Genomic DNA, 13873 nt, shown 5'->3' with positions numbered 1-13873 from the left:
GATAGATGGTGACGTGGTCTGCCGGCGGAACTGAAAGCTGGATCATGCAGGCCCTGGCGTGCGTGCCACGTTCATCAGCCAACACACCATCACGAAGTACCCAACCAGCGTCAGCAGCTCGACCGTCCCCGCTTCGCCCCAGGTCAGAATAGCATTGGCGTAGGTCTCATCGAGCAAGCGATGCTGGCCGATGAGTTCCGCAGCAACGGTACGCGCTAGTGCGAGGTCGCTGCGCAGGTCGTCCGGTAGCGGCGTCCCCTGCTCGACAGCGACCAAGGCAGCCGCAGGCACGCCGGCGGCCTCGGCCAACGGCAGGTGCATGTCCCACTCGAACACGTTGGACACCTCACGGGCCACCACACAGATCGTCCATTCGCGCAACGCATCATCGAGCGTCCCTGCGTAGCGCAGCGTCTCGCCGACCTTGGCGACCGCCTGCAGGAGCGGCGGGCGGTGCAATAGCGGCCGAAATGGGCCATAGACGCCGCGGCGTGGGCCGTTGATCAGCTCGTCAGCAGCGGCCTGCTGATCTGCGTCGAGCGTGTCCGGCGGCCCCAGCCGCTCGGATAGACCGGCTTCCGGGAAGGCTGGGATGGCGGTGGCGGAACGGTTCGGGCTCATCAGGCTCACCTCAGGCTTCTTGAATGACAGTTCGGCATCTCGCCACAGCCACAGGGCTGTGAGCACCAGCAGCAGCGTGGCCGCCGCGCCGATCCAGCCCAGCGCATCCCCGCCAGCACAGCGGCCCGAACCGATCGCGCGGACGACCAACGGGCCTGCGATCTGCCCGGCAGCGAAGGCTGCAGTCATCTGGGCCAGGAGCGGCGTGGGATTGTCGGGCCGCACTTCACGCGCCAGTTGCAAGCCGGCCATCGTGGCAACCATGAACGTGCCGCCGACGAAGATCGCCGACGCGGCAATTGCCCAGAGGGCCTGCACAACCAGGGGCAGCGCGGTGCCGAGCGCCATGATGCCCTGGGCCATGGCCCAAATTCGTTTCCGCGGCCAAGCCGCTAGCCAGCGTGCGACAGCCGCGACCGAGAGGGCAGCAGCCAAGCCGAACAGCGGCCAAGTCAGTCCGAATACGAGGGGATCGGGGGCTAGCTCGCGGGCCATGGCGGGCAGGAAGGTTGCGGGCACGATGTAGCCGAACCCGAAGGTGCCGTAGCATAGCACCAGAGCCAGGTGCCCACCGCGGCTGTCCGGCGCATCTGCCGTCGCCTCACGCTCCTCCATTCGCACTGCGGCGGTACTCGGCCCTGCTGACTGCGCCCAGACGAGAAGCGCGCCTGCCCCGGCGACGAGCCCTAGCTCCAGCCACAGCCAGTCCGCCGGCTGACGTCCGCCGAGCCAGGCCAGCATGCCGGCAAGCGCAATGCCGAGCCCGACCCCAGTGTAGATCCAGGCTCCCAGTTGCGAGACCTGACGCCTTGCGAGTTCGGCCAAGCACCAGCTGCTCGCGCAGACCAACGCCCAGGCACTGAACACGCCCGCCGCCGCGCGCAGCAGGACACCGGCAAAAGCACCGGGAATGGCATCGGCTCCCGCGGTCGCCAGGGTTGTCAGCGCTACGCCTATGAGGCTCAGCAGCAGGCCACGACGCGGGTTGCCGGAGAACCAGGAGGCGGTCAGGGCACCGACAAGGTAGCCGCCGTAGTTGGCAGCCGCCCACTCCGCGCCGGCTGCAGCGCTCAAGGTGCCGTCGCGCATCATCAACGGCATCAGCGGCGTGAAGGCGAAGCGCCCGACGCCCATGGCGACGGCGAGTGCGACGATGCCGCTGGCAACGACCGGCCAAGTCGGGTGGGGGTGGGGCGGGGGAGAAGGACGTGTGATGCTCATGGGACGAGCCTATCAAACACCCTCAGCCTGTTCTTGGAAAATGAATTCTCCTGGCATATCATTCTTCATATGAGAACGATGGATCTAGACGACCTCCACATCTTCCGCAGCGTGGTGCGGGAGGGCGGTGTGACGCGCGCGGCGAACCTGCTGCACCGTGTGCCGTCCAACGTGACGACCCGGATCAAGCAGTTCGAGGAGCGGCTGGGTGTGACGCTGTTCCGCCGCGAGGGACGAAGCCTGACCCTCACCGAGGCAGGCCGTACACTGCTGGGCCACGCCGAGAAGCTGCTGCAGATGGCTGACATAGCTGAGCAGGAGGTGCGTAGCGGCGTCGTGCGCGGTGTGCTGCGGCTGGGCTCTCTGGAAAGCGCAGCCGGCGCGAGGTTGCCGCCGATCCTGTCAGCTTTTCACGCACGGCACCCCAACGTCACGATCGAGCTGCAAACCGGCACGACCCGCACGTTGCTGCGCCAGCTCGACCGCTTCGAGGTCGAGGCCGCCTTCGTGTCGGAGCCCTTTGAGAAGGGCAGCGTCTCTGCGCTTCCGGCCTTCGACGAGGAACTGGTGCTGATCACCGCCAGGGGTGGTCCGACGATCCGCGAAGCTGTCGCGCTACGTGGGCAAACACTGGTGGCGTTCCCGCATGGTTGCTCCTATCGCCAGCGCCTCATCGAGTGGCTAGCTGAAGGCGCTGTGTCGCCGGACCGTGTTCTGGAGATGAGTTCGTACCACGCCATCGTGGCGTGCGTGGCGGCCGGCACAGGGGCGGCGATTGTTCCGGCGGAGGTGCTTGATCAGGCCGTGTTGAGCACGGCCGTGGAGCGCCATCCGCTGCCCCCGCATCTGCGGGTCAACCGCACCCACCTCGTATGGTCGGGTGAGGCCAGCGCGTCGTTGCAGGCCCTGATGGGGCTACTGCCCAGCGCGGCCGCCAGTCAGCAGGCGCCTGCGTGAAAGTGCCGACGCTGCCCGTTTCACGAAGTCAGGACCGGAACGTGTGCAAGCTGCAGGCGTTGCGGTCGGACCATGACTCGGGGCAGGTCCGATGGTCGATCTCAACACGGCGACCGCCGAGGAGCTGGACAGCGTGCCTGTGCTGCGAGGTCACGGCTTTGAGATCGTGCGTTACCGGGAGGAGCGGGGCCGGTTCACCAGTCTGCGACAGCTTGATGAGGTTCCGGGTCTCAGTGGCAAAACAGACGATATCGCGGATCAGGTCACAGTCTCGGAGAGCTAGGCCGCACATCAACCTTACGCGCCGCTCGGCCGGCTCCCGCAAGGATGTTTGGGAGCGGAGAAGTTGCCGATCATCTCAAGACGGCTGCTGCGCGCCCATCTCGGCCATTCGGCGGCCTTCGCTGGCATCTCAGAAGTGGACATGGACGAGGCGGGCCGGGTCCTGTTTGAGATCCCGTTCGACGAGATCCTCCACAGGGGGCTTCCGCCCCGACGGCCGGGACCCTGGGGCGTAGGTTGGGATCCGAAACCGACGGCGCTCCGACCGCTTCTCATCGGACGAGGCTGTGGATGGCCTCGCAGTGCCTGACCAGGTTAGGTTGCGTGAAGAGGCACGCTTTGAGCGGGGTGTCGATCTCGTAGAAGTGGATGTTGGCCAGGAAGCCGTAGACCGCGGCGTCGAAGCTGGTCGGATTGATCCCGAACAGGAAGCCGCGCGCGGGGATCAAGTTCGCCAACACCCGGAGGTCGGCGGCGCCCCGGGCATACGCCTCGTCCGGCTCGTACCGACCGATACCTTGGTAGTGGTAGCGCAGCGCGTTGAACTCTCGCGCCTTCCCGAGCAACCCGTCCGTCAGTTCGGGATGCTCGCGGCGCAAAGCATCGCGGAACGCCGGCCAGAAGCGGTCGTCCTTCCAGCGGGAGTAGGACATCACCCAGTACAGGTCGTCCAGCATGCGGTTGATCAGGTGGCCCATGTCCCGGTGGCCGGGCTTCAGCCCCGCATCGATGGACACGCCGTGCCGGCTCGCGAGATGCGCGACGATGCGGTCGCTGTCGCCGACCGTCTCGCCGTCATCGACGATGTAGGGAAGTTGCGCGCGCGGCGCGGCCGAGGCGTCCACGATGTGCTCATGCTTGAAGGGCAGGTCCGCGAGCTTGAGGACGGCGAAGACCTTGAGGCCGTAGCCGTTGTTGTCCGCGACGCCGAACAGGCCTGGGTACGAGTAGAGGGTCAGCATCGCGTCCTCCGGTGCTCACGCGGTGATGCCTGAACGCGGCCGCGAACGAAGGGGCTGGAGGGGACGCTCAGAGACTGGGTCCGCGCAGCCGGTGATAGAGCGCGCGCACCGCGTCCATGTAGCCCTGATCGTTGTTCTTGGCGCAGAATGTGCGGATGAAGTCCGCTTGGACGTTCAGGGGCATTGAGGGCGGCGCGAGGTCCAGCCCCGTGTCGACGCCTTCTGGGGCCCTGATGAGCGCTCCGCTCATGAAGCCTTGCGCCCAGACAAAGTAGTCCTGCTCGGCGTCCGGGCGCTCCACGATTTCCTGGTTGAAGCGGGCACAGGTCGAAGCTCCAATCCCGACAATCTTGGCGGTGTCCGCCTGGGCAGCCGCGATCCAGAAGCACAGGACCCAACTCAGAACTGCTCTCATCCAAACGCCCCCGCCACACTGCTCCAACGATTCTTGATTGGTCGCCTATGAGAGTAGCGCGTGTTCCGCATCGTCACTCGCGATAGCGGGATAAGCCGGACTGCTGCCGGTACTGAGACCGGCAAGCCCCGAAGGAGGTGGAAGCTGGCTTTGAGCTGGCAGGAGAACAAATTTCGCTGCCTCGCTCAAAACTCCATGCCGAACTTCACGCGCAGGTTGTGGCGCTCGAACTGATTCAGGCCCAGAGCACGCCGCGTGTACACCGGATCTGTGTCACGTCCCCAGACCTGCGCCCCATAAGCCAGCGTCAACCACGCCTTCTCTGTGAAGCGGTGGTGCAATGCAGGTCCGATGAAGAGCGCCTCGCTCTCCAGGCGGTTGAGGAAGATCCCGTCATAGCCCCGCAGGTAGCGCACCTCTGGGCCAAGAAAGGTCTTCTCGGCGATCTGCCCGACGACGGCGTTCGACCACAGGAACGTCGAGGAGCGGTAACCCTCGCCGGAACCTCGCTGCCGCCCGGCGGCTGGCTCGAAGCTGATGTTGCTGCCGTACCAGATCTTGTCCGGCACCACCTGGACGTCGAGCTGCAGCAACGTTTCCATGTCGAAGATGTTGGCCCCGTTTCCCTCGATGGGCAGCACGCGGGCGAAGCGCGGCCGCACCTCGATCGCCAGTCCGAGCGGCTGCTCGGCGGAGCCCTTCAGGAACTGGTACTTCAGTTCCACTGACACCCCGTCGAAGGTGCCGAACGACTTGTCGTCCAGATCCACGATGTTGCGCTGGCGACGGAGGTTGCCGAAGGCGCTGAACTCGACGCTGAACCTGTCGATGGGGTTGAACTGGTAGGCGAAGCGGGTGTCGAGCACACGGTAGGTCGAGGAACCCGGGCCGTCGCGGCGCTTGCTCAGGCGCGTGATGGTGTCGACCACCACCTCCTGCTCGCCCTTCTCGCCGGCGTCGGCGCCCTCGGTGAAGCCGAACAGGTGCTCGGTATCAACGTCCTTCTGCTTGTCTGACTTGCCGGTCTCCTGCCCATCCCCCTTGCCGCCCGTCGCTTGGTCAGCCTTGTCGGAGCCGCCCTTGTTGTCCTGCTTGGCTTGGACGGTAAGCGAGACGACCAACAAAGCAAACAGCGCTGCGACCGCTTGAAAGACGCGACGTGCGGGATTGTTGCTTCCGGTCATGATCCTGCGGCGGCCCAATGAAGGCAGTGGGTTTACCGCTGTGGTTAGACACGAAGCAGAGCCGCCTGCCTGCGTCTGAAATGCCACGCACCACAAGAAGCTCGTGCCGGAGGGATGAGGGTGGGGGCGTTGACGTGCCTCGGCAAAAGGCGCGCAGCCAGCATGCGACCAGGGTCGGCGGCCTCTGGCCGTGAGTTAGGTCCGGAAGGATGTAATTGGGCACAAAGCGAAGAGGCCGGGCTGACGACCCGGCCTCCAGTCGCGGCATCACAGCCGATATCGGCGGCTCAGGCGGCTTTGACGCTGGATAGGAAGGTGCCGACCTCCTGTGACAGGCTCACAGAATGACGCGCTAGTTCCTGGGCGGCACTCAGAACCTGAGAGGCGGCCGTGCTGGTCTGACCTGCGCCCTCGCGCACGCCCGCGATGTTGCGCGTCACCTGCTCGGTGCCCTGCGCCGCCTGCTGCACGTTGCGGGTGATCTCCTGCGTCGCCGCACCCTGCTCTTCCATCGCTGCTGCGATCGAGCCCGCGTAGGTGGACATCTCCGCGATCACCCGGCTGATCTCGCGAATGTCGGCCACCGCCTCGCTCGTGGCGCTCTGAATTTCGGCGATCCGATCGCTGATCTCGCCCGTAGCCCGGCTCGTCTGCCCGGCAAGCTCCTTCACCTCGGTGGCAACCACGGCAAAGCCTCGCCCTGCCTCGCCGGCTCGCGCCGCCTCGATGGTGGCGTTCAGCGCCAGCAGGTTGGTCTGCGAAGCTATGGTGGAGATGATCGACACAGCGCTGCTGATCCGCTCGGCCGTGCCCGCCAACCGCTGCACGGTGGCGTCCGTGCTCTGAGCCTTCTCGACGGCCATGTTGGCGATCTGGGCCGACTGGCTGACCTGATGGACGATCTCAGCCACAGAGGCGGCCATCTCCTCAGAGGCAGCCGCGACTGTCTGCACATTGGCCGAGGTCTGCTGGGCAGCACCGACCACCGACAGGGTCTGCTGTGTGGTCTCGTCCGCCGTGGCGGTCATCGACTGCGCGGTCGCCTCCATCTCGGTGGCCGCTCCGGCGAGCCCCTGCGTCATCACCGAGACGTTACGCTCGAAGCGCTTGGTCAGATCATCGAGCAGGTTCGCCCGGCGCATCTTGGCTTCGGCCTCTTCAGCCGCAGCCGCTTCGGCCGCCTGCTTGGCGATCAGCCCTTCCTTGAACACCTGAACAGCCCTCGCCATCAGACCGATCTCGTCACCGCGCTCCTGCCCAGGGACGGCCTCGTCCATGCGGCCGGCAGACAAGGTGCTCATCGCGCCTGTGAGTGCGCGAATGGGTTGGACGATCCCGCGTGCAATCGGCCACGCGCAGGCGACCAGCAGGGCGATCAGGGCCGCAGCGTACGCCGCGTCACGCCGCGCAAGCTCCCAGAACCGGGCGTCGATGTCGTCGATGTAGGTACCGGTCCCGATCACCCACTTCCACGGCGCATAGCTGAGTGCGTAGCCAAGCTTGGGTGAAGGCTGATCCTGCCCAGCGCGCGGGAACATGAACTCGATGAACCCGCCTCCTGCCTTGGCAGCCTCGATCAGGGCGGCGTTGAACCGCAGACCGTTCGCGTCCTTGGCCTCTAGCAGGTTTTTGCCCTCGTTCTCTGGCTTCAAGCCATGCGCGAGGTTCACGCCATCATAATTATAGACGAAGAAGTAGTCATTCTTACCGTAGCGCACGGCCCGGATCACTGACTTTGCGCGGTCTTGAGCCTCTTGCTGCGAGATCAGGCCTTTTTCAGCGCTGAGCGCGAGACCCTTCACTGTCGAGATGCCCGCCTCAACCTGACCCGCGAGAGCGGTTCTGCGCTCCTGCAAGATTGCCTCTCGCGTGCTGAAGAGATGGAGACCCTCAAGCACTGCTAGTACGAAAAAGAAACAGAGGACTAGAAGGCCGATGCGTTGTGATATCTTCAGCGACATGAACTTAGACCAAATGTGCACCGACTTCGCCGGCAGGCAATGGTTATTGTAGGCGGTTCGAAATTAAAACTTCGCCAAGCCCAGCGAGCAGGGGCAAATTCAGCGCGAGCGCGGCCCCTGAGCCGGGCAGCAGCGCAGTCGTTCGAGATGCGAGATCGCGAGCGCAGGCGTCCTAAATCTATCGATCAGCGCAGCTGTGCGACGCCGATTTGGATTGCAACTCACTGCTGGCGTTTGCAAACGTGACTCGAAACCTCGCGCTGACCGACATCTGCTGCCGGCGGTCATGAGCCTTTGGAAGCACGGCGGCTCATTTTGAGTTCCCCGCGGTCCTCGTCCGCTCCTGGCCGGGGCCGCCAACCCATGTACGGTCGAGATGGCCACACAGCCGAAGGTCCGTCTTGGGGCGTCAAACCAACTTCCGCTTGCCACCCCATTCGGACCTTCGTTCCATGCGGTTCGATTGTCCGCTTGAGGTCACTCTGAGGCCTTCACCTGAGCCGCACAGAGCGTCCGCTTAAATGTAGTTTGGCCCCCGAAGCGGACAGGCCGCTATCGGCCAGACTTTGTCACGCCGGATCGCGGGAGCGCGCAACACCGGACATTCGGCTTTGCGCCATCTCGGCCATTCAGAGGCGTTTGCCGGCATCTCCGAAGCGGACATCGGCACATATTGGATCACAGGTCCCACTCGCGCCATCGCCGGATCTTCGGCTCGCCCTCACGGTATGGCAGCTCAATGCACTGGAGCACACCTTCGCATTGGCTTCGTAGAACCTCTGATTGCGGTTCTGCCAGGTCGAGTATGCCAGTTATCGGGCTGGCATACTCGAATGGGACAAGGCACGCTTGACCGTTGAGCGCGCCGCCTCGATGGCCACGTTGCCAGCACCCTTAGTTCGCGTCTCGGTCGGTCGGTTCAGGGCGTGGCGCGCGATGCCGCCCACGAGGTCGTCCACCTCGCCCGCCATCGCCTCCAGCCGGTCGCGGTCCGTCTCGCGGCGCGCCTTCGAGCGGTGTTCGAGCAAGCGCGCTGTCGACACCTCGATCCGCTCGCGGCGGACGCGTCCGATCCGACGGCGCAGCCAGGCGCCCGTGGAGCCAAGGCCGCCGGCGAGGATGGCCACAAGGTAGATCCAGCTCTCGTAGCGCTCGATGAAAGTCTCCTGCTCGCGCTCATAATAGTCGATGGAGCCCGGGTGGATGGGCAGGCGCGCGGAGGTGGCGTCGGCCGTGTCCTCGTAGTCTGGGTGGCTGACGTCTTCGAGGTCCGCCCGCGCTGACGCGACGCCGCGCGGACCGAGCTTCTGCCCGGCGAATCGCGCCTCGTAGGCCGTGCGCCCAGGTTCGGGGTGCTCAGCCATCAGCGGACATCCTCAGCGCGAAATTCAGACTGCTGCGCCCCCATGTGCGAACGCAGGTTCGCGCAATTGCGCGTGGAGGACGGGCAGACCTCGTTAGCGCCACCGGTCTCATACCGGTAAATCACGGCGGCGTCAGAGAGCCTTGACACGTGACGTCCGCAGGGTATGTGAAATGCTGTACAGAGCATTTTGTAAGAGGAGCGCGGTTGTGCTGGATGGTATCCCTATTGCATCCACAAATGATCGCATAGCTCGCGGGGTTCTGCGCGATGCGCTGGTCGGTATTCCAGACGATCTGCGTACGTGATACTGCCGCAAACTCGCCGGGCGCTTGGATCGTCTGGCACGTCTGATGCCGTGTCAGCTCGCGATCTTGTTTGCGAGCGGCTCGAGCCGGCCAGAGGACCATTTGGTTCTGCTTGCAGCGCGCGCGGATCGAATCCATCATCCCTGATGCATAAGCGAAACAGTATTGTCCGACCATCAACTAAGCCGGGGGTGCTCACGGGGGTGCCTCCTCAGGAAGGATAGCGTCGCAATACGGCAAGTGTCTGCCAAGACACTGCTCATTGCGGTTGTATCTGCAATCGCGGGAGCTAGTGACTATGGACGATAAGCGATCAGAGACCCGTCGGCGCGCCCTGATCCCCGGCAAGATCCACTTGCTAGGTGGCGGAGTGATTGACTGTGTACTGCGCGACCGCTCGCCGTCTGGTGCTCGCCTTAAAGTGGTCAGCGTGATCGGCATCCCCGACGCCTTCACGTTAGAGATTCCCGGAACGGGAGAAACGCGTGCGGCGCGTGTGGCTTGGCGCAAGGAGAGCGAGATCGGGGTGGAGTTCGAGGGCATATAGATCCGCTCACCGCCGCCCAAGTTGGTCAGAGCCTTCATGCTGCCGCTCCCGATGTCACCTCGGTCGGGCGCATGCCGTGCTCGGCCAGCGCCTCGAGGTCGGGGATCATCTCCGTCCCCACCTCGGCCCAGCTGTATTCCCGGCCCGGGAGCGAGGCGTGCCGGAAGCGGCCGTTGGCGCGGACGAAGCCGGGCAGGTTGGCCCAGGTCGTCCACTACTCGCCACGTCGTGGGCCGGCGAGGTCGATGTGCGCGACCGACTCCGCGCCCATCGTGGATGGATCGGCGATGGCGGTTCGCAGCGCCTGCGCGGCCTCACGCGCACGCTGGTGCTCCTCCTCGGTTGGCGGCGGGAGCGGGTTCGGGGCGTGGGGGGGGGCATGCTGCGACACCGCGCGACGCAGCCGCTGCTGCCCGAAAATTTAACGAGGCTCGGCCACCGTGCCGGCGTGGTGGAGCGTGGGGGCCGAGAGTGGGATCAGAGCAGCGGAAGGCGATCCGGCAATCTTCTTTCCGGATCGGCGAGCTGACCTCGGTGGAGATGCCATCGCCCGTCGACTGTCTCGTGCGAGATGAGTCCGGGACGGGCGCCCTGATCCAGGTCGCCACGACCGACGGCATCCCGGGCCGGTTCAGGTTGACCGTCGCAAGCAACAACCTGGACAAGCAGTGCGAGGTCGTGCGTCGGACCGCGCATGCCATAGGTGTCCGGTACGTCGACCACGGATAGGCGGCGCACCTCACGCTGCGGCTCCGATGTCGAGGGTGTCGGCGGGGGCGAGCGGCGTCCAGCGGATCAGCACGCCCTCGAAGGTGAGGGTGTCGCCCTCCTCGGGCGGATACTCGGCACACCAGAAGCGAGCCATGTCGGTGATGTTCGCGAAGCCGTTCGCCCGGGCGAAGGTGTCGAGCAGGCAAGGCGCCATCAGGCGATCGCCGAGCCGGATCAGTTCGGTCGCGTTGTGCCGCGAGAACGCGAGGCGGACCGGCACGATGTCCGTGCACCGCGCCTCGCCAAGGCGCCGGCAGTACTTCGCTCGCATGCCCGTGAAGAGCTGCACGAGCTCGCCCGGCCGCACGTGGCGCTTCCAATCGGTGCGGAGCGTCTGCGCCTTTGTGCCGGCGAGGATCGGCACCGCGAAACGCTTCTTGAAGCTGTAGGTGACCATCACAGCGCTCCCAGCGGTGGCGTTAGCACGGGTGGCGGAGCGGAGTGCAGAGCGGGGACCATGCAATTCTGCTTTTCATCCGCGCCGTTGAGTCGCGGAGCGATCACGAACCCGTGAACAGAAGTCCCCCGAGGAATTGTGCGATTTTGCACAAAAATCTGGGAGGGAAGGTCGCTCGCATGGAAGATGAGGACACGTTTTCGTCCGCTGTCGGCCGAATTGTTCACGAACTGCTGCGCGACGCGTTTGTTGGTCTCGCTGGCGATTTGCGCAGGCAAGGCGACGCAGAGATCTTGGAGCGCCTAGATCAAACTGAAGATACCATGTTGGCTCGCCTTGCTCTCTTGTACGCGGCTGGATCCAACCGTGCTTTGGAAGAGAACCTACTGCTGGCGGTAAGCGAGCAGGTGCAAGGCATCATTCGAGATGCTCGAACGCGGGAGCGCCGGCACGCTTTCAACTGAGAGCGATGCGCTCACGATTGCACCGCCGCGACTGGCCGCTCGACGCCGAGGTAGTCGCAGGCCGCGCCGTGCAGCGCGTTTATCTCCACGTCCTTGCCGGGGTAGCGGCGGAGGAAGCTGTTCAGTGCGTCCGCGTGCGCACGAAAAGGTACGAAGGGCCAGAAGTTGATCGGCTTTAATGTGAGATCTTTGGAGAAACGAGCAGATATTTCCGCGCAATCCGTAAGGATGACGCGCATGAGTATACTTATTACTGCACAGGCATTACGAGATCGGAAAGCATCAACGCGCGCGGTCGCAAAGCGGCTGCTGTCAATCTTGGACGGACCGATTCCACATGCCCCAGCAGGCCGGCGCAGCGAATTCTGCGAGCTTCTAGACCTTGAGATTGACGCGCATGCGCTCTGCGTTGATCGGTGGCTCCTCGACGAGTTGCACACCGCTCGAGAGACGGCGGGCGAGGCGTTGCTTGCTACGATGAGCGTAACATCAAGGCAATGATAGAAGGCACTCACGACCGTACCTCCTGGGCCGAGCTAATCGGTGTTTCTGGCTCGTGCTCGAAGCGCGAAAAGGAGCTGCCTTGCTTCGAAAACTGGCTGCAACGAGCTGCTGCAGAGTTTTTTTGATCGAGCCCCCGGGAGAACTGCACGACTCGCCTCAATTCGAAGGCATCCGAGCGGGCTAAATCGGACAGTTTAGTACCAAACTGCACGACTCGCCTCAATTCGAAGGCATCCGAGCGGGCTAAATCGGACAGTTTAGTACCAATATGCGAATGATAATCGCATATATCAGCAACATAGCTTCTTTTCCTTTTCCAGGGTTCGTGCTCGCATACGCGCCGACGAGAGCCATGGCGTACGCATTCAAATCTTGCAGGGAGCCTCCCGATGACCTTCTGGTCGCGCGATTGGCGATGCTTCTGCTGCAATCGACACTCACCGAATGCAGCAACACCTTTCGCTGTAAGGGGTCCACGGCGGCTCGCATGATGCTGGCTGATCTCGAAGCCGACATCGCAGAACGGCTTCTGCGGATGCTCACCATTTCGCCGACTATTCAATCGCGCCCCGACATCATCACCGCAGTCGCATTGCGGGTTCGCGCTGAACTGCGTGCTGGGCACGTCTGTCCGTAAGAAGCGAAGGCGCTCACGATCGCGCCTCCCCGGCCGGGAGGGTGAGAATGGATCTTTCCGGGCCAAGATCCGTTGCCCCGGCTTCAGTATTGATGGCGGCAGAGCCTGCGATAGAATTGAAGCAACAGGAACTCGAAGCCCGTATCTCTGCTCTCGAATACGCCCTGCAGGTCCTCATCAACGGGTTGACCGACCGCGACTCGCTCGATCGTGAGAGGGTCATCCGGCTTCTTGAGGCGGCTGCGAAAGGCCCCGACGCTGCGGCATCCAACCCTGGCGTACCTGCCGCGCGAATTGAACTGTCGGAGAGGTTCTGAGCGAGCCTCTTACCCCTGCCCTCATCACTGCGATGGGTGTTCATGGGGCGGCTCCGCTGGCAAGAGCCGGCTCAGCCTTCAGGAGTAGGAACGTTAGCCCTCTGGACGCCTTTGCATCGGCGAGGTTCCAGTGAAGGCCGCAATGAAGCACTCCACCCCATCGCTCATGTTTCTTGCGGTGCTGATCGCTCCGGCGGTCATCCAAGTTTTGATCGCGCCGCACGCAGAGCCAAAACAATCCTTCGAGCCGCCTTCCAAGGCGCAAGCCAGCCCAGACCGCGTGCAGGGTCGCGACGGCGGCCCCTTTGGGGCTGCCGACGCACGCGGCAAGCGGTGGGCAACGCCAGAGACAAAGAGCGACGGACCGACAGTCATCCTGCGGCGGCGAGACGGCACGCGTGCTCCAGAGCGATAGCGGCTGAGCAGAACTGTCGCTTCCACAGAGCGTTGGGTTGGGGTGCAACACCGGAGAACGAGCATGTCGGCTAACGCCGAGAAGAAGCCCGGGCAACCTAGCTCTCAGGCCGATGAATCCGATATCGCCGCGCCCCGTCTGACACCGCAGGGTCGCACCGATCCTGACGCGTCCGGCGAGGACGAGACGGATCCGGCTGGGGGCGCCAAGACGGCGCAGCCCGACAAGGCCGAGGGCTGAGCGAGCCGCGCTGAGCGTCGACTCGTCCACAAGATCGATCCTGCACAAGTCTGTCCGACCGGTGGGGCCAGCGTCCGAGGAAGGAACAACCACGCCGGCCCCGGCAGTGTGCGAGCGCAGTCAGCCGCGCACAAGGTCAAGACCTGGCTCGCCGACCATAGCGAACGCTGTGGTCTATTACTGCAACTTGAGGCCCGCGAAGGAGCGTGTGGTGATCCGTCCCCACGGGAGTGGTCCGCCCTTTTGGTATGGCTATTGAGCCTGGAGGACGGACGAGATGGCGAAGCGACCTAAGCCAGAGGAGATC

The 13873-nt window shown here is 64.1% G+C and carries 14 protein-coding genes and 1 pseudogene; 7 read left to right on the top strand and 8 right to left on the bottom strand.

Annotated elements, in window-relative coordinates:
* Nucleotides 1-42: 42 nt before the first annotated feature.
* The gene (locus tag J2X36_RS24775) at nt 43-1842 is read right to left on the bottom strand and encodes a YbfB/YjiJ family MFS transporter (RefSeq protein WP_310354634.1); all 1800 of its coding nucleotides are present in this window, start codon (nt 1840-1842) and stop codon (nt 43-45) included.
* A gap of 78 nt (nt 1843-1920) precedes the next feature.
* On the opposite strand from J2X36_RS24775, the gene J2X36_RS24770 reads away from it, so the two are divergent.
* Both J2X36_RS24770 and J2X36_RS24765 read left to right on the top strand, forming a co-directional pair.
* Nucleotides 1921-2799 carry a LysR substrate-binding domain-containing protein gene (locus J2X36_RS24770; protein ID WP_310354632.1) on the top strand — a complete coding sequence of 293 codons (879 nt, stop codon included), beginning with the start codon at nt 1921-1923 and terminating at the stop codon, nt 2797-2799.
* A 91-nt stretch (nt 2800-2890) separates the two neighbouring features.
* Nucleotides 2891-3082 (top strand): helix-hairpin-helix domain-containing protein, encoded by a 192-nt coding sequence (locus J2X36_RS24765; RefSeq protein ID WP_310354630.1) that lies wholly within the window; start codon nt 2891-2893, stop codon nt 3080-3082.
* 271 nt (nt 3083-3353) lie between these two features.
* Here the strand turns inward: J2X36_RS24765 and J2X36_RS24760 are convergent, their stop codons facing one another.
* From J2X36_RS24760 to J2X36_RS24740, 5 genes and pseudogenes are all read right to left on the bottom strand, one after another.
* Nucleotides 3354-4043, bottom strand: coding sequence for a glutathione S-transferase C-terminal domain-containing protein (locus tag J2X36_RS24760; protein WP_310354628.1), 690 nt, complete (start codon nt 4041-4043; stop codon nt 3354-3356).
* A gap of 67 nt (nt 4044-4110) precedes the next feature.
* Nucleotides 4111-4458, bottom strand: a complete 348-nt coding sequence (locus tag J2X36_RS24755) for a hypothetical protein (RefSeq protein ID WP_310354626.1) — start codon at nt 4456-4458, stop codon at nt 4111-4113.
* Between the two features lie 185 nt (nt 4459-4643).
* Nucleotides 4644-5642 carry a hypothetical protein gene (locus tag J2X36_RS24750; RefSeq protein ID WP_310354624.1) on the bottom strand — a complete coding sequence of 333 codons (999 nt, stop codon included), beginning with the start codon at nt 5640-5642 and terminating at the stop codon, nt 4644-4646.
* A 287-nt stretch (nt 5643-5929) separates the two neighbouring features.
* Nucleotides 5930-7603 (bottom strand): cache domain-containing protein, encoded by a 1674-nt coding sequence (locus tag J2X36_RS24745; RefSeq protein ID WP_310354623.1) that lies wholly within the window; start codon nt 7601-7603, stop codon nt 5930-5932.
* 812 nt (nt 7604-8415) lie between these two features.
* Nucleotides 8416-8868, bottom strand: a pseudogene (locus J2X36_RS24740) (C4-dicarboxylate ABC transporter substrate-binding protein); the annotation flags it as partial.
* Nucleotides 8869-9572: 704 nt separating this feature from the next.
* Here J2X36_RS24740 and J2X36_RS24735 point away from each other — a divergent pair.
* Nucleotides 9573-9821, top strand: a complete 249-nt coding sequence (locus J2X36_RS24735) for a PilZ domain-containing protein (RefSeq protein ID WP_310354622.1) — start codon at nt 9573-9575, stop codon at nt 9819-9821.
* A 739-nt stretch (nt 9822-10560) separates the two neighbouring features.
* On the opposite strand, the gene J2X36_RS24730 is transcribed toward J2X36_RS24735, so the two are convergent.
* Entirely contained in the window at nt 10561-10989 is a 429-nt protein-coding gene (locus J2X36_RS24730) for a hypothetical protein (protein ID WP_310354621.1), read from the bottom strand.
* Nucleotides 10990-11168: 179 nt separating this feature from the next.
* Here J2X36_RS24730 and J2X36_RS24725 point away from each other — a divergent pair, with 179 nt between their 5' ends.
* On the top strand, nt 11169-11453 hold the full coding sequence (locus J2X36_RS24725; RefSeq protein ID WP_310354619.1) for a hypothetical protein: 285 nt from the start codon (nt 11169-11171) through the stop codon (nt 11451-11453).
* A gap of 11 nt (nt 11454-11464) precedes the next feature.
* On the opposite strand, the gene J2X36_RS24720 is transcribed toward J2X36_RS24725, so the two are convergent.
* Nucleotides 11465-11692 carry a hypothetical protein gene (locus J2X36_RS24720; protein WP_310354617.1) on the bottom strand — a complete coding sequence of 76 codons (228 nt, stop codon included), beginning with the start codon at nt 11690-11692 and terminating at the stop codon, nt 11465-11467.
* Nucleotides 11693-12309: 617 nt separating this feature from the next.
* Here J2X36_RS24720 and J2X36_RS24715 point away from each other — a divergent pair.
* The 3 genes from J2X36_RS24715 (at nt 12310) to J2X36_RS24705 (ending at nt 13566) form a co-directional block, all read left to right on the top strand.
* Nucleotides 12310-12594 (top strand): hypothetical protein, encoded by a 285-nt coding sequence (locus J2X36_RS24715; RefSeq protein ID WP_310354615.1) that lies wholly within the window; start codon nt 12310-12312, stop codon nt 12592-12594.
* 47 nt (nt 12595-12641) lie between these two features.
* Complete coding sequence (locus tag J2X36_RS24710) at nt 12642-12911, top strand: hypothetical protein (RefSeq protein ID WP_310354614.1); 270 nt, start codon at nt 12642-12644, stop codon at nt 12909-12911.
* Between the two features lie 478 nt (nt 12912-13389).
* Entirely contained in the window at nt 13390-13566 is a 177-nt protein-coding gene (locus J2X36_RS24705; RefSeq protein ID WP_310354613.1) for a hypothetical protein, read from the top strand.
* Nucleotides 13567-13873 lie beyond the last annotated feature (307 nt).

This window comes from Methylobacterium sp. BE186, from assembly GCF_031457035.1.
GTDB classification, from domain to species: domain Bacteria; phylum Pseudomonadota; class Alphaproteobacteria; order Rhizobiales; family Beijerinckiaceae; genus Methylobacterium; species Methylobacterium segetis.
This window is presented reverse-complemented; position numbering and strand designations above follow the sequence as displayed.

Coding starts and splice junctions, on each gene's coding strand:
- J2X36_RS24705 (WP_310354613.1), top strand. CDS start 13,390: ATGTCGGCTAACGCCGAGAAGAAGCCCGGGCAACCTAGCTCTCAGGCC.
- J2X36_RS24730 (WP_310354621.1), bottom strand. CDS start 10,989: ATGGTCACCTACAGCTTCAAGAAGCGTTTCGCGGTGCCGATCCTCGCC.
- J2X36_RS24745 (WP_310354623.1), bottom strand. CDS start 7,603: ATGTCGCTGAAGATATCACAACGCATCGGCCTTCTAGTCCTCTGTTTC.
- J2X36_RS24765 (WP_310354630.1), top strand. CDS start 2,891: ATGGTCGATCTCAACACGGCGACCGCCGAGGAGCTGGACAGCGTGCCT.
- J2X36_RS24720 (WP_310354617.1), bottom strand. CDS start 11,692: ATGCGCGTCATCCTTACGGATTGCGCGGAAATATCTGCTCGTTTCTCC.
- J2X36_RS24710 (WP_310354614.1), top strand. CDS start 12,642: ATGGATCTTTCCGGGCCAAGATCCGTTGCCCCGGCTTCAGTATTGATG.
- J2X36_RS24770 (WP_310354632.1), top strand. CDS start 1,921: ATGGATCTAGACGACCTCCACATCTTCCGCAGCGTGGTGCGGGAGGGC.
- J2X36_RS24715 (WP_310354615.1), top strand. CDS start 12,310: ATGGCGTACGCATTCAAATCTTGCAGGGAGCCTCCCGATGACCTTCTG.
- J2X36_RS24755 (WP_310354626.1), bottom strand. CDS start 4,458: ATGAGAGCAGTTCTGAGTTGGGTCCTGTGCTTCTGGATCGCGGCTGCC.
- J2X36_RS24760 (WP_310354628.1), bottom strand. CDS start 4,043: ATGCTGACCCTCTACTCGTACCCAGGCCTGTTCGGCGTCGCGGACAAC.
- J2X36_RS24735 (WP_310354622.1), top strand. CDS start 9,573: ATGGACGATAAGCGATCAGAGACCCGTCGGCGCGCCCTGATCCCCGGC.
- J2X36_RS24725 (WP_310354619.1), top strand. CDS start 11,169: ATGGAAGATGAGGACACGTTTTCGTCCGCTGTCGGCCGAATTGTTCAC.
- J2X36_RS24775 (WP_310354634.1), bottom strand. CDS start 1,842: ATGAGCATCACACGTCCTTCTCCCCCGCCCCACCCCCACCCGACTTGG.
- J2X36_RS24750 (WP_310354624.1), bottom strand. CDS start 5,642: ATGACCGGAAGCAACAATCCCGCACGTCGCGTCTTTCAAGCGGTCGCA.